The organism is Virgibacillus sp. W0430 (genome assembly GCF_051846935.1).
GTDB lineage: Bacteria > Bacillota > Bacilli > Bacillales > Amphibacillaceae > JBPYCR01.
The window spans coordinates 126434-144743 of the sequence record NZ_JBPYCS010000002.1 but is presented as its reverse complement, the minus strand read 5'-3'; the positions used below and the strand labels follow the sequence as shown (position 1 = coordinate 144743).

Sequence of the window (18310 nt, the reverse complement as noted above, 5' to 3'; positions counted from 1 at the left end):
ATATTGGTGGTGGAATGCAGGTGGACTGGAGAGGAATGGAAGATCGTGCAAAAGAAACAACATAATTTTACGGAAGGTAATATAGTTAAACAATTAATCGTTTTTTCCGGACCAATTATGCTAACAAACGTATTGCAAACGTCCTATCAATTTATTGACAGTTTATGGATAGGGAATTTGCTTGGAGCAGAGGCACTTGGAGCCGTCGCTGTTTCTAGTGTGCTCATTTTTACAATTTTATCATTCGTAATCGGCCTAAATAATGCTGCGTTAGCTATTTTATCACAGCAAAAGGGGAGAAAGGATACAGAAGGGTTAAAAAGCTACTTAAATGCGTTTGTTGTCGTCTTAATGTTTCTGTCGATTTTACTTAGCGGCTTAGGATTTTTGTTTACAGATAAACTATTGCAATTATTAGGAACGCCTGCTGTCATGATGGATGCAGCTCGTGTCTATTTGCAAATAAATTTTATCGGTATTTTATTTTTGTTCGGCTACAATTTTATTAGCACTGTACTGCGTGCGCTCGGAGATAGTAAGACGCCATTGCGGTTTGTTATGTTGGCTGTTATATTAAATGTTATTTTAGATCCCTTTTTTATCGCCGGCTTGAACTTAGGCATAAAAGGAGCTGCTATGGCAACGATTTTGGCGCAAGGCATTGCCTTTATGTATGGCCTTATTTATGTGCTGTATCGAAAGCTCGCTCCCTTTACGATTCCTTCTTTACCGAAGCGTCACGAAGTCGGACTTATTTTAAAGCTCGGCATTCCTTCTGGTTTGCAAATGAGCGTAATTTCTGCAGGGTCAGCGGCAATTATGAGTGTTGTAACAACGTTTGGTAGCTCAGTTGTCGGTGGCTTTGGGGCAGCCCAACGGCTGGATAGCATAATTATGCTACCGGCACATGCACTTGGAACGACAGTAAGTAGCATGGCAGGGCAAAATATCGGTGTTCGGAATTGGGGTCGGGTTCGCTCGATTGCGACATATGGCTTACTCTACAATCTATCTGTCATGATTTTTATTGGCGTACTTATCGTTATTTTTGCCGAATATGCTGTTCGACTATTCATCGTGGACGATGAGGCTGTAAAGTTTGCTGCAACCTATTTACGTATAATGGCTTTTTGCTTTCCTTTTCTAGGGATTAATTTTATTTTAAATGGAATTGTTCGAGCATCGGGAGCGATGTATCAAGTGCTTGCTTTAAATATTATTTCGTTTTGGGTACTCCGTTATCCATTGACCGCTCTATTTTCTTCGGTTTATGGAGAGATTGGAATAGCGCTAGGGATGGGGGCAAGCTTTATCGTTAGTAGTTTCATTGCTGCAGCGTATTTCAAATACGGAAAGTGGCGAGAAAGGGAGCTTTTTAAACGATCAGGCGGTTAAGCTCTTTTGCTACAAATATATTAAATAAGGGGTCATTGCGATGCGTATTGTATTCAAATTAATGCTGATCGGAATAGGAACAGGATTCTTGCTTGGAGCCATTTTAAAAGGAGTGCAATTTATTACTGGAAAATACGTATATACACTATTATTAAACGTTGATTATATTCCGATTATCCGTGCATGGGAGATGTCCGAGGCAGCAGAATTCTCTCTACACCTCATTGTATCGATCGTACTTGTAAATGTGCTCTACTTTTTATTTCGAAAACTTAATCGACATGCTCACGTATCCGACTATGTAGTTACGAATGGTTTAATTGGGCTGCTGCTCTACTTTACGACAGCACTTTCCGATCGGACGCCACATGTATTAGATGGGGTATCTATCCTTTATTGGGTTATTGCCCATATTGTGTACGGGGCAGCTGTAGGGGTGAGTATCCGTTATTTGGTGCGTGAAAAGGGCCTAAAGACAGCGTAGTTTATTAATAATTAAACAGAGGGATCGTATGAAACGTAGCACGAAAAAGGCAATTAAGCAGACATTCACTGTAAGTATCGTTATTTTAAGTATTCTTATTAGTGTTTCGTTGCTTCCGTTTACCGAAATGAACGAACAACGAACAGAACGTAAGACAGCAAAAACGCCTGCAATATCAAAAGAGGTGCTTCAATACAAACCGGTCGTACAACTATATGCAGAAAAGTATGGAGTAGAGTCATATATTGACGTGCTTTTAGCGATGATGATGCAGGAATCTGGAGGAAGAGGGCTTGATCCTATGCAATCATCAGAAAGCTATTGTGGATATATCGGCTGTATAACCGATCCCGATCAATCTATTCAGCAAGGAGTGTACTACTTCTCCGAAAATCTAAAGGCAGCGAATGGCGATATTGAGCTTGCTATTCAATCATACAATTTTGGAAAAGGATTTATCACGTATGTTAAAGAGCATGCTGGAAGCTTCACACAAGAAATTGCAATTCAATTTTCTCGTGAAATGTATGAAAAAGCGGAAGATCAATCCATTTATTCTTGCATGCGTGAAGGGGCAAAGCAATATGATGCCTGCTACGGTGATATTTATTATGTACGGGATGTAATGGCGTATCGAGAAGTATTTTCTTCAAAGTAATTTGCTTCTGCAGGTTTGAGCTTCAGAACGTAAATGAACGTATGAAGAGTGACTTTTAAATAAGACATACAACTACGTAATTCACTCCAATAAAATCTTTATACAAGCAAACAAAGGGAAAGAAATGGTATGATAGAAGAAAGAAAATTAAGTATTAGTATATGGCGATTTCAGAGCGACATTGTGTGTTTAGAAGGCATACGTGTTAGCGAAAATTGAAATTAGCTGCAAACACATTTCATAGCAGACTTTTAAAGGAGGAAAACAACGAATGGTAAAAGAAATTTATACAGATAAGGCACCGGCAGCAATCGGACCTTACTCACAAGCGATTCAAGCAGGAGACTTTTTATATGTATCTGGTCAAATTCCAGTGAATCCTGAAACAGGTGAAGTAGTTGATGGGATTGAGAAGCAAACGACACAAGTTATGGAAAATATGAAAGCAGTATTGGAGGAAGCAGGCGCTTCTTTTGCACAAGTAGTTAAGTTTACAATTTTTATTGATTCAATGGATGATTTTGCAACAATCAATGATATATATGGTTCTTATTTAGAGAAACCGTATCCCGCTCGTGCAACGGTTGAGGTTAGTCGATTGCCGAAGGATGTACTCGTTGAAATGGATGCAGTTGTTTATCTAGGAAAATAACGCTTAAAAAGTCATTATTCACTAAGTAAATAGGAGTGGTGGTTCAAATGGATGCGTTTATGTTTTACAACCCTACGAAATTACTTTTTGGAAAAGGACAAATAAGCAAGCTTTCAAAAGAAATAGCCAAATTCGGGAAAAAGGTAATGCTCGTATACGGCGGTGGAAGTATAAAACGAAATGGCGTTTATATGGAAGTGATGGAACAATTAGCCGAAGCTCGTGCTGAGGTTGTTGAATTTCCTGGTGTTGAAGCAAATCCCCGTGTAACGACTGTACGACGTGCCGTTCGTGTGTGCAAAGCTGAAAACATTGATTTTGTGCTCGCTGTTGGTGGTGGGAGTGTTATTGATTGCGCTAAAGCAATCGTAGTCGGTGCAAAAACGGAAGCAGATGTATGGGACATTATTACAAAAAAAACACGTGCAACAGCTGGTCTACCATACGGTGCGGTTGTAACCATTGCAGGAACAGGTGCAGAAATGAGCAGAGGGTCGGTTATTTCCAATTGGGACACAAAAGAAAAGCGCGGTTGGGGATCATCCTTTTCCTATGCCCAGTTTGCAATTCTTGACCCGTCGTATACGTTTTCCGTACCTAAAGCGCAAACAGTGAACGGTTTAGTTGATACAATGACGCATGTACTTGAACATTACTTTAATCACGTACAGAATACACCAATACAAGATCAGTTTTGCGAAAGTGTATTAAAAACAGTGAAAAACATAGGAACACAATTAATTTCCGATCTCAAAAATTACAACTTAAGAGAAACAGCGATGTATGCAAGCACGATTGCATTAAGTGATATTCTTAATATGGGATACATGGGCGATTGGGGAACCCATCATATTGACCATGCCGTATCAGCGATCCACGATATTCCGCATGGAGGCGGGATGGCAATATTGTTCCCACATTGGATGGAATACGTAATAAGCCCAGACAATGCGTACCGTTTTAGACAGCTTGCTATTACAGTCTTTGAAGTAAATCCAGATGGAAAGTCTGATTTAGAAATCGGGCAGGAAGGAATTTATAAGCTCCGGCAATTATGGAAGAGCTGGGGTGCACCTGAAAAGCTATCCGATTACGGTATTACAGAAGATACTATAGAAGCAATAGCAGATAGAGCTGTTGCTATCCAATCGGAAATCGGGAACTTCCAAAAACTAAACCGGTCGGATGTTGTTTCTATTTTAAGAGCGAGCATATCATAATTGGATCACTAAAAAGGACATCTTTAGTTAATCAATGTAGCGCATGCACATCGTTAAATCATTCACTTGGATGCGCTACAATGAGCTTCAGTACGAGTTAAGTGCGGGAGCTTTTTTTGCGTTTGAATAAAATGAAAAGCGGTCCAAATGTAATAACCAATGATAGCAAGGCAGCTCGTATATCGTAAGCGAATAAAAATAATGTCATTACCCAGCTGTTATAAAAAAAGTGCAAGAAAATAACTGTTTGGAAGCTGTACTTCTTATAAACAAAATAAAAAAATGGTCCTGTAATAAGAATAAAATCGATGACGTATAAATACCACGGGTACATATCATAGCCGATGTGAAGAATTCCCCATAAAACAGAGGTAGCAAAGATGGATACGATAACTCCAAAACGGTCAAAAAATGAAATCATATACAATCTAAAAATTGCCTCCTCCGATATTGCCGCACTTAAACCGATAAACAATGTTAAGAGCGGTAGGAGCCATACATTTATATGAAGCAGCATACTGAAATTCAACACTGGTGAAACCCACACATCAAAAAAAGATGCAGCATAGAAAAAAAGCTCACCTAATGTAATCGCAATGATCGCCGTCAAAAACCCTTTTCCGACCGATGATTTTAACCGATCCCATTTTTCAGTCGATCGAAGCGAAGTTTTTTTCCAACGAATGAGCAGCGTACCTAATGTTAAGTATGTAAGTAGAATCGGCTCAAGCAAACCGAGTCCAGTTATTGTGCCACTTATTGCATACGTTAGAAAGAACCAACCAATACCAGCAGCTATGGACAATATGAATGGTGCTAGAAAGGCTTCGATTTGCTGTTTGATCAAGCGTTTAATTAACTGAACAGTAACGATAAGAAACAATATAAATAAAAACAGTAAAATAATTCCAATTAAAACAATCTGTCCAACTGTTTCATACTGCTGTAGCGGAAAGCCATCTGCTTGCCCATATTGTTTAAAGTGGACGATATGATTATCAACGGTATGAACTTCAACGACGTTTATAACATTTGAAAAAGCTGTATCTTTCGTATACGTACGCTTCAGATCCCAATCTGCAAACAAACTATCCTTTGAAATCGTTTCAGAATGATAAACATATCCATCACCGAAATAAGAAGCGACAAATCTTTCTGGATTCCCGTCCTTAAGTGGGATGAAAATATTAGTAGCTGCAATAAGTTTTCCACTTTGTGGATTTAGCTGGTATGTATGGTTTAAGCTGTCTAATTGAATCGTATATAGAGGTGTTTCGTTTTGTAATTGAAGTAATTCGGTATCTTCTATCCTTTGCTCCTCGACAAATCGCCCAATACTGTTGTTAGCAACAACATCAAAATAATCTACCTTCTCATGCGGGATGTAAGGGATTTTTAATGCTTCTGTTTCTTTTTTTAGTTGCTGAAACAACTCCTCCTTTGATGTCTCGGGGAATGGATAGGCAACCGGGGACGGTGTGAAATTTAACAAGACAATATATATAAAAAGTGCCGCAACACTAAATAGGTGTAATTTATATTTTTGCATTGTCATCCCCCTCGTATATTATGTTTAGGTATTGTTATTCCGCCTATTGTTTCTAAATGTTTCTATATCAACAATTGGGTATGTTATATTCGTTACTTTGCACTACAGGCAGACGCATTCCGCGAGCAGGGCTTGAGCCTCCTCGGAAAAAACCACTTTCTGTGAGGTCTCAAGACGCATGCTTTTTCCGCCGGAGTCGCCCCCTTTTGTTCCAAGTAACTCATAAGTGCAAGCATTGGTATAAGTGATTGAGTCCCTATCTGAACAATATGTCAAACATCTTGGACGTTCCGTCATATTCCTAGACAATGGTCTTAGGATTATTGTGGACAATTCTTATGCCCCTCGTATGAATAAAGTAACTATGTCTCTATTTATCATACATGAAGGAGGAGACCTAATATGATACTTTATAAAAATTTTATAAAATGAATACGTGTCTGAAATTAAAATACTAATTGAACTATGTTTTACTCGGGTCGTGCAAAAAGAGTGTGTAAAAACAATACTATATTTGACAAAGGACTAAAATTTAACAAAAAAAAGAGGGATTGCCTGCTTTACATAAAAACAGACAATTCCTCTTTAATTGCAGCCCTTATTTTATCCAAACAATCTTCCGGTGTTTTTCCAATCACCCGTTTCCCGTTCACAAGGGCGTACGGTCGAATGGCGCATAAGCCACAATAAGATAAACATTCATTTATTAAAACGGCGACTTCTGGAAATTCTCTTTCTAGTATTTCTTCTATATCTAGCGTTGTGATTGCATTTCCATCGCAAATATCAATAATGACAATTCCCAATGTATCACATGCCTTCTAATTTAAAATAACAACTGTGTTAGTTTTAGCATATCTGTCATTCCAACGCAATTGATCCGCTTCAGCTTTAGTGGAAAAATTTCGATTTGGAATACGTCGGTATTTTTTCTGTATATTCATGACGATACCAGACGACGAGCATAATGACCCCGCCTACAAGTAAGAGTGCACTTGTTGCATAAAATACAGCTGCAAACCCGTAAAAGCCTGCAAGCATTCCGCCGAGCGCGGGCCCGATAATATTACCAAAGAACCGTAAGCTTGTATTGTATCCAAGCACTTCCCCTTGCATGGAAAGAGGTGCCTCTTGACGAATATACGCAATCCGTACAGGTACGATCCCGCCAATAGCTGTACCTAAAATCATCCGCAAAACAATGAGCTGCCAAATATTATTTACGAATGCCGCAGGAATATATACAATACCTGCTACAAATAAAAGAATAATAATAATTTTAATATAGCCAATTCGGTCCCCTAAAATCCCCCAGCGTCTAGCCATAATTAAGTTCCCAATACCTGCTACTGAAAAGGCTAATCCGGAAAAAAAGGCAATACTTTCCGGACCATTAATTTCTGCAACATACAACGATAAAATAGGCTGAATACTAAAGTGAGCGATTTGTACAAGTGCCGACATTAGCATAACGACGAATAAAACAGGTCGTTGTATAATGTGCAGCAATACTTCTTTACTAGAATAAAGTTGTTGTTCAGATGTATTCGTAACAGTCATTTGCATTTCTTTAATCCCGAACAAAACGATAAATGCAGATAAAAAAATGGTGATGGAGACCCATTTGAATGTAGCTCCATAACCGATCACATCGGCAAAAGCACCACCGAGCAAAGGCCCCATTAGCATACCTGTGACACTACCGGTTTGTAGTGTTCCGAGTACTCTCCCGGCGATTTTTTTCGGTGTTTGTGTTGAGATTAACGCTTGCGACATTGGGATAAAGCCGGTGAAAATCCCCATAAATAAGCGCAATAAAAAAAGCTGCCAAACGGATGTGGCAAACCCCATTAAAAAGACAGAAACAGCAAGTCCAGTTGCAGACATAATCAAAATGTTTTTCCGACCATACTTATCACCGATTCGTCCCCAGATGGGAGAAAAGAGAAACGCTGTTACAAAAGTAATACCAAAAATCCAGCCGGACCATTGTTGGACGTAAGCGTTAGAAAAATCACCAAATGTTTCAATATACAGGGAAATAAATGGCAACACCATCGTCATGCTTCCGGCTACAAAAAAGTTGGCAACCCACATAATAACAACATTACGTTTAATTAAAGCTTGTTGAAATGGGATAGTATACACACTTCTTTCGTAAAATACTTCGTTACTCTAAGTATATCGCTATTACAAAGGGAACGAAACAAATATGCTTCACCGGCAGATTATGGTATTATTTGAGTAAGAGCACAGCATACTATTTTGTGCCGGAATGAACATAACGAAAAGTTATGCTGAAATGAGTAATGAAGGAATGTTGTACAAGCATATAGTAGTAATAAAGGAAGCTGTTTTGAAGCCGTAAGAGCAATGAGTCGAGAGTCTTAGTTGCATGTGGCAACGGAACAACTTTCCTTGCTTTTTCATTTGGCTGCCTTCGGAAATAGGAGTTTTACGGAGGTGATGTGGAATAGCAAATGCAACACATTGCTTTTATTCAAGTATAGCCTTTTGAAAGAGTTGTATTAAAAGAACGCTTGAAAGAGGAGTGATCACGTATGAAAAAGCAGGTAAAGCTATCTATTTTGTTCATCGTACTATTCGGTTTGTTCGTCGGTATGGCTCTACCGGTATTTGCAGATGATGGTGGGAATGATGAAGAGGTAATAAATGAAAAGCTTGGAGTGCCGATTATTGTATATGGAGATACATTAAACGAGGCGCAAAAGGCTGAAGTGAGCGAACTATTAAATGTTGCAAATTCAGAAAATGTGAAGGAATTTTCTGTAACTGGGCAAGATGCGGCGAAATATATTGATGGCGATCCAAATTCACGTATGTTTTCTTCAGCTAAAATTGTTCGAGAAGAAAAAGGGCACGGACTCGTAATCAACATCGTTACGCCAGATAATATTACACAAGTAACGAGCGAAATGTACTCGAATGCGCTCCTTACTGCCGGTGTTGAAAATGCGACGGTTGATGTAGCGTCGCCTGTCAAGGTAACCGGTCATTCTGCGCTAACGGGGATTTATAAAGCATACGATGCAGAAGGTGAGACACTCGATAAGGAACGTATGGAACTCGCTAATGAAGAACTAGACGTAGCAACAGACCTTGCTGAAAAGGAAGGAATGAGTCAAGAAAAAGTAAGTGAGCTGCTGACGGAAATTAAAAAGGAAATTGCTGAACAAAACCCCGCAACAAAAGAAGATGTCGAGCGTATTGTAAAAGAGCAGCTTGACAAACTAGAAATATCGTTAAGCGAGGAAGATCGTCAATTACTAATTGATCTTTTTGAGAAAATGCGTAATTTAAATATTGATTTTGACCAAGTAAAAAGCCAGCTCGAAGATATAACTTCTACTATCAAAGACAAATTAGGAGACTTAAATATTGAACTTGACGAAGGGTTTTGGGAAAAGGTTAGCAATTTCTTTAAAGATCTCCTAAATAAATTAACGAGCTTATTTGAATAAAAAGGACTGTTTTTACCGTAAAACATACGTCGTAAACAGGTGGAGCTACACACTCTGTCTCGCTGACCACCTTAAAGGCCGAAAAGTATGCATTGCTTATAATTAAGTCGCCTGTTATAAATTACGAAATACAATCGATACCGTTCATGCATGTTCATTTCGATTGTGTACGTTCGGTAATAGGATGAAAAGGGCTCGCTTGCAATGAGCCCCTTTTCATTCATCTGTATATACATAGTAAAAGCAGACTTGCTTCATTACATACCGTTTGCACTAACTTTGGAGATGATTAAAATGATAAAAGAAGCCAATGTTTCACAAAAATGGCCAATCGCCTTATTCACGATTGGTGTTTTTATGGCTGGTATCGATAACGGCATTATAAGTACAGCGCTAACAACCATTTATGAGACATTTGAAGTTAGTCCCTCGTGGGGCGCATGGACAGTGACATTATATACGCTCGGTGTTGCTATCAGTGTACCTATTGTCGGAAAGTTATCAGATAACTATGGAAGAAAGCGGCTGTTCATTGTGGAAGTGGCTTTGTTCGGCCTTGGTTCGCTACTCGTCGCTTTTAGTCCGAACTTTATCGTATTACTTATCGCACGCTTTATTCAAGCAGTCGGTGGAGGCGGTATTTTTATCATAGGTAGCTCACACGTTTTAGCGACGCTACCGAAAGAAAAACAAGGAAAAGCGCTTGGCTTATTAGGCGGCATGCACGGATTAGCTGCAGTGGTAGGGCCGAATTTAGGTGCTTTTATATTAACGTTAACCGGTTCGTGGCATTGGATGTTTTTAATTAATATTCCGATTGCAATCTTTTTAATCGCTTTTGGATTGTTAAAAATTGAAGAAACGACCGCATCGCAAGTTAAACCTTTGGATTTTAAAGGTACGATGCTATTGTCACTTGGAATTTTAGCATTTATGTATGCGATTACGAAAATAGACAGCGTCGCTCTACTTAATAGCGTAACGAAATTGTCCGTTCTGCCATTCTTGATTGTTGGAATTGGTTTGCTATTTGTACTTATAATCCATGAACGCACGTTAGAGCGTACTGGAGGCGATCCAATTATCTCCTACACATTACTAACAAAGTCGCGCTTCCAGATGACATTGCTGCTCGGTCTATTATCCGGTGGTTTTTTGGCAGGGATAATTTTTATACCGTCATATGTTCAGCACGTATTGCATGTTCCAGCGGAAAGTGCTGGATTTTGGCTAACCCCCCTTGCAGTTGCGTCAGGAATTGGTGCAGGCTTAGGTGGGTTTTTAACAGATAAATACGGTGCTATTCGAGCAGTCGTTTATTCAGGTGTAGTTGGTTCGATCGGTTTTCTGTTATTTCCTTATTGGGTAGATGGCTTTTCTTCCTTTTTAATCGCAAGTATTTTATCCGGTGTCGGTCTTGGAATACTGCTCGGTGCACCATTAAATGTACTTGCGGGCGAAAGTGCAGAAAAAGCCCAATATGGCTCGGCATTAGGGACGTTATCACTCGTTCGCCAAATTGGACTAACATTATTTCCGATTATTTTTGCAAGCTTCATTACAGGGGGCTTGCATCAGGCGGAGTCCGTTGTTCAGCACGTAGATGACACTCAAGAAGTAAGCATTCATTTGGAGAAGGATCAACAAAGCTTTACAGAATTGTTACAGCAAGTTAAACAAGTTACCGATCCAGATTTACGCAATTTGCTTTATGACCTCGTGACAGCCGCAATGGAAACAGGCTATAATTTGTTGTTTATCGTCTCTGGTGCTCTTTCTATTTTTGTATTGCTAATCGGCTTATCCCTCCGCCTGCGTAAACGATAGATGGCGTAATTAAAAGAAGTACGATCGTTTATAAAATTCATGAAATTAATTTGTTTTAAAACCGGTTCTCTGTTCAGTGCAAAACAGGAAGCGGCTTTTTTTCTGTTAGGATGATGCTGGTGATGTATGTTAAGTAAAGGAATACGTACTCATGAAGTAGAACGAAACATAGAAGCTTGCGCTCTGATTTCGCTGACTTACTACTACAGCCGACAGGCTTTCCACGGTTACTGTCTCCGCTTCTGTAGCTCCTCTAACTGAGTCGCTACAGGGATCTTCGGACGCGTGCTATTTACGCAGAAGTCCGTCGACTTCCGTTCCAGTCAGCTTATAGAGGTCTAATAGCCTTATTGTACACACTTCAATGCTGTTTAAGTCGCATTGGAGTGTTTCTTTATGTTTTGTAATTTTTTTTACAGGTTTTCGCTTGAAATAAAGCGTGATTTGATTCTTATCATTCGTGAAGCTTCTGTACCCATAAGCGACTCGACAAGTGATTTCTCTCCTGGATATGTTTTCGACGAGTTTTATTCTACAGGGAAATCCACTTGTTTTCTATAAAAAATATACATATTTTGTCAATGGCGAACATACGTAGGCCTCCAATATTACAATTCTATAAAACTTGTAATATATCTACCCTAATTTGGTAATGCTTGTAACAGACACTTAACTTGTCTGTAACTGCAATGTCTGTATCCCTGTGATACGATAGGCAATGTCAGAATTTGAAGGAGGAAGCTACCTATGAAAAAGTTAGCAGGAATTATTCTGGGTGGAATGATCGCTGGCACAGCTGTAACGCATGTTTCAGCAGCAGAATATGAAGTACAAGAAGGAGACAACCTTTGGAATATAGCAGAAGAACATGATACAACTGTTGATGTATTAGTTGAACTAAATCAGTTAAATACGACCGTTATTCAGCCAAAGCAAATGCTGTTGATTAACGAAGTATACGTTGTTGAAGAAGGAGATACACTATCTTATATAGCAAATAAATTTGATGTAACGATAGAAGATGTTAAAGAGTGGAATGAATTGGAAGACTCCATAATTACAGTTGGACAAGAGTTGGAAATTCATGTAACAATTGATGAAGAAAAAACAGAGGTCCAAGCGGACAAGGCGCGAGCAGAACAGACTGCCACAGCTCCTAAAGAAAAACAAGTTAAGCAAAATAAACAGCGTGCAGAAAGTACAGCAAAAAAGAAAGCAGAAGGAAAAACAATTTCTGTGTCAGCCACAGCCTATACAGCTAAGTGTACAGGTTGCTCGGGAATTACTGCTACCGGCGTTGACTTAAACAGCAATCCGAATGCTAAGGTAATCGCAGTAGATCCGAACGTTATCCCTCTCGGTTCAAAAGTATATGTAGAAGGTTATGGAGAAGCAATCGCTGCAGATACTGGGGGAGCAATTAAAGGAAACAAAATTGATATACATGTACCAACAAAAGACCAAGCATACAGCTGGGGCGTAAGAACTGTAAATGTAACAATAATGGATTAACAATTTACCAGCTGTATACCCACCCAAACAAAGCACTTGCCCTTATATAAAGGAGCAAGTGCTTTTTATTTTTTATATTCAATATATATTTACAGAAATTGATTATACCGCGTACATTGCTTTTATTTGTTTTTGTAACTTTTGATCGCGTACGTATTCGTCATAACTCATTTCTTTATCAATTATTCCGCTAGGTGTCATCTCGATTAATCGATTAGCAATACTATTTACGAACTGATGATCACTAGAGGTGAATAAAATGGACCCTTTAAATTTAATAAGCCCATTGTTTAGTGATGTAATTGACTCAAGATCCAAGTGACTTGTCGGTTCGTCAAATAGAAGTACATTGGCATTGCTTAACATCATTTTAGATAGCATACAACGAACTTTTTCACCACCGGACAGCACATTTGCTTTTTTGAGAGCTTCTTCACCTGAAAATAACATTCTCCCTAAGAAGCTTCGAAGAAATGTCTCTGTTTGATCTTCTGGAGAATACTGTCGTAGCCAATCAACCAATGGAAGATCATTGTTTTCAAAAAATGCCGAGTTATCCTTAGGGAAATAAGATTGCGATGTAGTAACTCCCCAGTGGAACGTGCCAGCATCCGGCTCAATTTCTCCCATTAAAATTTGAAATAAAGTTGTTTTAGCAATGTCGTTTTTACCTACAAAGGCTACTTTGTCATCTTTATTAATGGTAAAGCTAACATTATCTAGTACTTTTTTTCCTCCGATTGTTTTCGTTAACCCTTCCACTCGGAGCAAATCATTACCAATTTCTCGACCCGGTGTAAAGGACACGTATGGATAACGACGTGAAGAGGGCTTAATGTCATCAAGTGTGATGCTTTCCAATAGCTTCCTGCGTGAAGTCGCCTGTCTTGATTTAGAAGCATTTGCACTAAAACGTGCAATAAATGCTTGTAAATCTTTCACTTTTTCTTCTTTTTTCTTATTTTCCTCTTTCGCCATTTTAGCTGCTAGCTGACTTGACTCATACCAAAAGTCATAATTTCCGATATAAATTTCAATTTTTCCAAAGTCTACATCAGCAATATGCGTACATACTTTGTTTAAAAAGTGTCGGTCGTGTGAAACGACAATTACTGTGTTTTCAAAGTTAATGAGAAAGTCTTCTAGCCATTGGATTGCCTGAATGTCAAGTCCGTTTGTCGGCTCGTCTAGCAATAAAATATCGGGATTACCGAACAATGATTGGGCGAGTAACACTTTAACCTTTTGTTCGCCTGATAAATCGGCCATTGTCATATAATGGTATGTTTCATCTATTCCTAATCCTTTTAGTAAGACAGCAGCATCGGATTCAGCCTCCCAGCCGTTGAGCTCCGCAAATTCACCTTCCAATTCCGCAGCACGCATACCATCCGCTTCTGAAAAATCTTCCTTTGTGTAGATCGCATCTTTTTCCTGTTTTACACGATATAGTTTTTCATGCCCCATTAGCACGGTTTCTAACACTTGCTCATTTTCATAAGCAAAATGATCCTGTTTTAAAACGGCAAGTCTTTTATCGGCTCCGATGGATACATGACCAGATTGTGGCTCAACATCTCCTGATAAAACCTTAAGAAATGTTGATTTACCCGCACCATTCGCTCCAATTACTCCGTAGCAGTTCCCCGGATTAAACTTCAAGTTAACATCTTCAAATAATTTTTTATCGCCATATTGTAAACTTACATTCGTAACGGTAATCATATATAGTATTTCCTCCAAAATTAGTAATCATCGTTAGCTTACGGGATTTATTCTGTTTCGTCAATGCAGAACTTCCGATGGGGACTCACGTATACGCCCCCTTTTACACCTTTGTCCCCCCAATTTTTGTCTAACGTATTTTTATGACCATATTGATGATTATTAACGATATTCGCTACCTTGTGATCGCTACCGAAAAAAGGGTTTCGTATTTGCAGGGTTTTTGCTCATCAACGATAGTCGCATCCATCGTTCGCTGCATACAGTATAGGAATACAATCTCGTACATTTGATCCAGTCTTGCAAAAAAGAATTGCGCATTGCAAAAGAAAAGTCTATGAATATATGAAGAAATATGCAACAATAAAACAAATGATCACATGGGGGGATGAGATGCAGGAAACAACGATTTATTTTGTGTTCACGAATACAGGCACCTATTTATCTCGTCTTATAAACTTATATACTAGGCAACCATTAAACCATGTATCCATTGCTTTTGATGACCAACTAAATGAAATGTATAGCTTCGGGCGTAAAAATCCGAATAATCCATTTAGCGGGGGATTTGTTCGGGAGGATACGAAAAGCTCTTTTCTGCAAAATGCGAGCTGCGCTATTTATTCTTATTCATTAACGCAAGCGGAGTTTGACAATATAGTGCTAAAAACGAAAGAAATCGAAGCGAAAAAAGATATATATAAATATAATTTTTTAGGACTCATTGGTTTTGTGCTTCAGATTGAATTTGACCGAAAGCATGCACTGTTTTGTTCTCAATTTGTAGCAACGGTGTTAAGTAATGCGAATTCTTTCCGCTTTCCAAAGCCAGAATGCTTTGTAACGCCAACAGATATACGGAATCATATCGGAATGCAGCTTATTTACCATGGAAGGCTCGGCGATTATACAACTGATCGAAAAAGTGCCAATAACGTTTTTATTTATAAACCGATTCAACGACGGCAATCATTCTTTATTTTGTTAACAAAAAAAGTGAAACGATTTGTTATACGCTAAAAAACTACAGCATATTCAACAGTGCACTTCTCTTTAAAGGACAAATTAGTAAAGCGCTACACTAACATCTTCAAATAAGAAATTAAAATAAATTTAGTACAAAAGGAGCGTGGGTAGCCCAAGCTCCTATCATTTTGCTTATTTTTCTGTCTGTAATGAGCTGTTTTTTGTAACTATAGCGGCAGTGTTTATTATTGCTTGGATAGTGTTCCGTTATGTAGCTTTAAGCTCTAATGCTCTTTAGCAGATTCAATCCCGAGCGTCTCATAAGGTACTTTTATTTTAAAAGCTAAATGATTCGACTGTAAATCAAATTGTTCGACACGGACGCGAAAGTTACTTTTTATTTCCATTTCGGTTACAGCCACATATATTTCCTCTTTTTTTGGGTTGACAGTAACCCACTCTGGCATCGGCAAATATTTATTCATATATTCCATAATTTTTTTGTTTGGTAATTGCAAAAGGCCGACTGATATTGACTCCTGCTCTAAGATGATGTCCCCATTATCCTGAACAGATGGATTAAAGTGGATAACGAGTGGTACGGTCGTTGAAAATACGGGCAGCTCGCCTAACAATTGAACATCCTCATCCAATATAATTTGGTAATGATGGTTTGTCCCTTGCAGTAATTTATCAATGTACGCATTGGCCAGCTCATTTAAATTCTTTTTTGTCGTTCGCACGGTGAATTCAGAACTGTCCTCATCTTGTGCTGATTCAGAAGGAAGATGCTCATTGCTAGATACCGGCCATAATAGAAATAAAATGAATAGCAAAAAAATGCTTGCATTAATGAAGAACAACCAATAAAAACGTCGTTTCCAAATTTGTTTATCATTCTGTTTGTTTTTCATGCATGTCACCTTCTCGTTCTGTTAAATACGTAAGTACCCGTTCGGCAATCCGTTGATACCCTAAGTAATTAGGGTGAAAATTATCTTCCGCAAGCAAATGCACCGTCTTGTCGTTAAATAGGTCATTCGTTGGAATAAAATATGATTGATCAAATGCTTGTGTTACTTGCTCGCCAGTTCGATTCCAACCATCAACAATCATATTAAGCTCTTTAATATCTTTAAAATATTTATCAAATGGGTTATAAAAACCGAGCAAATAAATAGAAATGGTAGGGTTGATGTCACGAACTTTAGTGAAAATCATTTCAAGTCTATTTTCGTATTGAAGTCGTTCGTGTTCAAATTCGCGTAATGTTAAATTTGTAAAATTTTCCTTGAATACTTGCATAATATCGTTTGCCCCAATTGTAATGAGTACAATATCTGCCTTTTTTAAGGACGCCGATATTTCTGGTTCATCCAAACGTTTGAGCAGTTGATCTGAACGATTTCCTCTTTTTCCGTAATTATCAAATTGGACGATGGATTCCGTTTCATTTAAAGACCGATCAAGAATGCCAACATATCCACCCTTACCAGTACGATCTCCAACACCTTGGGTTAAAGAGTCACCTATCGCTACGATTTTGGTTTCCTTATTAAAAAAGAAATCGATCGCACCCTTTACAGATTCAACAATGAATTCCTTTACTTGTTCACGTACGACCTCATCTCCTGAATTTGGCTTGTTTTCAACTACTTCGGCACTTGGGTCGGTTTCTTTACGCGGGGTCTGTTCTTCAAGTTCTGTCACTATTGGTATTTGTTTTTTTGTGTTTGTTTCGGTGGAAGAGGTCGGTTTCTTTTCGTTCGTTATGATAAAAATGGCTCCAATGCCAACGGCGAGAAATAAAATAAAAATAATAAATGCAAACTGTTTAATTTGAACCACACCTATACAAATGTTCTTTAACAACGACCGAATTGAACGTAAAGCGATCCGTTTCTGAAAAATCCACTTCTTAATAAATGTCAATATATGCACATGAATCAATTATAAGCTCTTACAAAGACTAATTTTCTTCGTTATTTCTAACATTGCATAGCTACGTTCATAATCCGCTCGTTCGTTTAAAAAAGTATTTTATATTTAAAGGAATTGAATTACTCGTTTGATTATTTAAGTAGCGTTACAAGGTCTTTTAGATATATTTATTATAAGCATGGAATCCGATTCTTGCTTATAAGACATTAAAAAATAGTGTATATATATTTTACACGTTAATTCAGCCATGTAAACATGAACGATGATTTTGTAATCGAATGGTGAACTCCTCGTCACATATTAAAGTTCTTTCGTTTACTTTAGAAAATGGCATAGCGAGACTATCTGCTCGTTCGATCGGATAGTTTTACTAGGGCGTTCCAATAACTTACAGATTGGATAATTTTCATGGATAGAAGGAATTGAGAGCAGCTTTAAAAAGAGTAAAATGAACGAGAACGGTACACAAATTATTAAAGTTCGCCCCCAAAAGAAGGCGAACTCAATGGGTTGTACAATATAGGACGTTGGTGAAGAAAAATCACATTACTATTTGGTAGGGAACTGTGAAGGAAATTTACGGACGTCATTTTGATTTCATATTAAAAAACAAATGAATTTCTCTGTAGAAACAAAATACAATACAAAACATAAAGAAACACACTCCAATACAAATGAAACAGCATTGAAGTGTGTGCAATTATGACATTCCCACTCTTAAAGATGACTGGAACGGAAGTCGACGGACTCCTGCGGAAATAGCACGCGTCCGAAGATCACTGTAGCGACTCAGTTAGAGGAGCTACAGAAGCGGAGGCAGTAACCGCGGCAAGCCTGTCGGCTGTAGTGCAAGTCAGCAAGATCAGAGCGCAAGCGTTCATGTTTTTGTGCTAATTATT

General features: G+C 38.4%; 15 protein-coding genes. 9 read left to right on the top strand and 6 right to left on the bottom strand.

Features of this window, described 5'->3' with window-relative positions:
* Positions 1-45 precede the first annotated feature (45 nt).
* The 5 genes from ACLIBH_RS01790 (at position 46) to ACLIBH_RS01770 (ending at position 4409) form a co-directional block, all read left to right on the top strand.
* On the top strand, positions 46-1395 hold the full coding sequence (locus ACLIBH_RS01790) for an MATE family efflux transporter (protein ID WP_439314953.1): 1350 nt from the start codon (positions 46-48) through the stop codon (positions 1393-1395).
* Between the two features lie 40 nt (positions 1396-1435).
* On the top strand, positions 1436-1879 hold the full coding sequence (locus tag ACLIBH_RS01785) for a hypothetical protein (RefSeq protein WP_439314952.1): 444 nt from the start codon (positions 1436-1438) through the stop codon (positions 1877-1879).
* Positions 1880-1907: 28 nt separating this feature from the next.
* On the top strand, positions 1908-2537 hold the full coding sequence (locus ACLIBH_RS01780; protein WP_439314951.1) for a lysozyme family protein: 630 nt from the start codon (positions 1908-1910) through the stop codon (positions 2535-2537).
* A gap of 271 nt (positions 2538-2808) precedes the next feature.
* Entirely contained in the window at positions 2809-3189 is a 381-nt protein-coding gene (locus tag ACLIBH_RS01775; RefSeq protein WP_439314950.1) for a RidA family protein, read from the top strand.
* 47 nt (positions 3190-3236) lie between these two features.
* The gene (locus tag ACLIBH_RS01770) at positions 3237-4409 is read left to right on the top strand and encodes an iron-containing alcohol dehydrogenase (RefSeq protein ID WP_439314949.1); all 1173 of its coding nucleotides are present in this window, start codon (positions 3237-3239) and stop codon (positions 4407-4409) included.
* 97 nt (positions 4410-4506) lie between these two features.
* On the opposite strand, the gene ACLIBH_RS01765 is transcribed toward ACLIBH_RS01770, so the two are convergent.
* The 3 genes from ACLIBH_RS01765 to ACLIBH_RS01755 form a co-directional block, all read right to left on the bottom strand.
* Positions 4507-5958, bottom strand: a complete 1452-nt coding sequence (locus ACLIBH_RS01765) for a CPBP family intramembrane glutamic endopeptidase (protein ID WP_439314948.1) — start codon at positions 5956-5958, stop codon at positions 4507-4509.
* Between the two features lie 560 nt (positions 5959-6518).
* The gene (locus tag ACLIBH_RS01760) at positions 6519-6764 is read right to left on the bottom strand and encodes a DUF1450 domain-containing protein (protein ID WP_439314947.1); all 246 of its coding nucleotides are present in this window, start codon (positions 6762-6764) and stop codon (positions 6519-6521) included.
* An 85-nt stretch (positions 6765-6849) separates the two neighbouring features.
* A complete protein-coding gene (locus ACLIBH_RS01755; protein WP_439315031.1) occupies positions 6850-8055 on the bottom strand; it encodes an MFS transporter in 1206 nt (401 codons plus the stop codon).
* 464 nt (positions 8056-8519) lie between these two features.
* Between ACLIBH_RS01755 and ACLIBH_RS01750 the strand changes: the two genes are divergently transcribed.
* From ACLIBH_RS01750 to ACLIBH_RS01740, 3 genes are all read left to right on the top strand, one after another.
* Positions 8520-9440: a DUF1002 domain-containing protein gene (locus ACLIBH_RS01750; protein ID WP_439314946.1), complete on the top strand. Its 921-nt coding sequence runs from the start codon at positions 8520-8522 to the stop codon at positions 9438-9440.
* A 285-nt stretch (positions 9441-9725) separates the two neighbouring features.
* A complete protein-coding gene (locus ACLIBH_RS01745; RefSeq protein WP_439315030.1) occupies positions 9726-11267 on the top strand; it encodes an MFS transporter in 1542 nt (513 codons plus the stop codon).
* A gap of 747 nt (positions 11268-12014) precedes the next feature.
* Positions 12015-12779 (top strand): LysM peptidoglycan-binding domain-containing protein, encoded by a 765-nt coding sequence (locus ACLIBH_RS01740; protein ID WP_439314945.1) that lies wholly within the window; start codon positions 12015-12017, stop codon positions 12777-12779.
* Positions 12780-12881: 102 nt separating this feature from the next.
* Here the strand turns inward: ACLIBH_RS01740 and ACLIBH_RS01735 are convergent, their stop codons facing one another.
* Positions 12882-14504: an ABC-F family ATP-binding cassette domain-containing protein gene (locus ACLIBH_RS01735; protein ID WP_439314944.1), complete on the bottom strand. Its 1623-nt coding sequence runs from the start codon at positions 14502-14504 to the stop codon at positions 12882-12884.
* Positions 14505-14897: 393 nt separating this feature from the next.
* On the opposite strand from ACLIBH_RS01735, the gene ACLIBH_RS01730 reads away from it, so the two are divergent.
* Positions 14898-15524, top strand: a complete 627-nt coding sequence (locus ACLIBH_RS01730) for a hypothetical protein (RefSeq protein WP_439314943.1) — start codon at positions 14898-14900, stop codon at positions 15522-15524.
* Between the two features lie 230 nt (positions 15525-15754).
* Here ACLIBH_RS01730 and ACLIBH_RS01725 read toward each other — a convergent pair whose 3' ends face one another.
* Together ACLIBH_RS01725 and ACLIBH_RS01720 are read right to left on the bottom strand one after the other, a co-directional pair.
* The gene (locus tag ACLIBH_RS01725; protein WP_439314942.1) at positions 15755-16384 is read right to left on the bottom strand and encodes a YpmS family protein; all 630 of its coding nucleotides are present in this window, start codon (positions 16382-16384) and stop codon (positions 15755-15757) included.
* Positions 16365-17411: an SGNH/GDSL hydrolase family protein gene (locus ACLIBH_RS01720; RefSeq protein WP_439315029.1), complete on the bottom strand. Its 1047-nt coding sequence runs from the start codon at positions 17409-17411 to the stop codon at positions 16365-16367. The genes ACLIBH_RS01725 and ACLIBH_RS01720 overlap by 20 nt, the downstream gene beginning before the upstream one ends.
* Positions 17412-18310: the final 899 nt, after the last annotated feature.

What these genes read in the sequence shown, in the direction of transcription:
- ACLIBH_RS01765 (WP_439314948.1), bottom strand. Translation starts at nt 5,958, where the DNA reads ATGCAAAAATATAAATTACACCTATTTAGTGTTGCGGCACTTTTTATA.
- ACLIBH_RS01755 (WP_439315031.1), bottom strand. Translation starts at nt 8,055, where the DNA reads ATGTGGGTTGCCAACTTTTTTGTAGCCGGAAGCATGACGATGGTGTTG.
- ACLIBH_RS01735 (WP_439314944.1), bottom strand. Translation starts at nt 14,504, where the DNA reads ATGATTACCGTTACGAATGTAAGTTTACAATATGGCGATAAAAAATTA.
- ACLIBH_RS01780 (WP_439314951.1), top strand. Translation starts at nt 1,908, where the DNA reads ATGAAACGTAGCACGAAAAAGGCAATTAAGCAGACATTCACTGTAAGT.
- ACLIBH_RS01785 (WP_439314952.1), top strand. Translation starts at nt 1,436, where the DNA reads ATGCGTATTGTATTCAAATTAATGCTGATCGGAATAGGAACAGGATTC.
- ACLIBH_RS01770 (WP_439314949.1), top strand. Translation starts at nt 3,237, where the DNA reads ATGGATGCGTTTATGTTTTACAACCCTACGAAATTACTTTTTGGAAAA.
- ACLIBH_RS01730 (WP_439314943.1), top strand. Translation starts at nt 14,898, where the DNA reads ATGCAGGAAACAACGATTTATTTTGTGTTCACGAATACAGGCACCTAT.
- ACLIBH_RS01725 (WP_439314942.1), bottom strand. Translation starts at nt 16,384, where the DNA reads ATGAAAAACAAACAGAATGATAAACAAATTTGGAAACGACGTTTTTAT.
- ACLIBH_RS01745 (WP_439315030.1), top strand. Translation starts at nt 9,726, where the DNA reads ATGATTAAAATGATAAAAGAAGCCAATGTTTCACAAAAATGGCCAATC.
- ACLIBH_RS01740 (WP_439314945.1), top strand. Translation starts at nt 12,015, where the DNA reads ATGAAAAAGTTAGCAGGAATTATTCTGGGTGGAATGATCGCTGGCACA.
- ACLIBH_RS01750 (WP_439314946.1), top strand. Translation starts at nt 8,520, where the DNA reads ATGAAAAAGCAGGTAAAGCTATCTATTTTGTTCATCGTACTATTCGGT.
- ACLIBH_RS01775 (WP_439314950.1), top strand. Translation starts at nt 2,809, where the DNA reads ATGGTAAAAGAAATTTATACAGATAAGGCACCGGCAGCAATCGGACCT.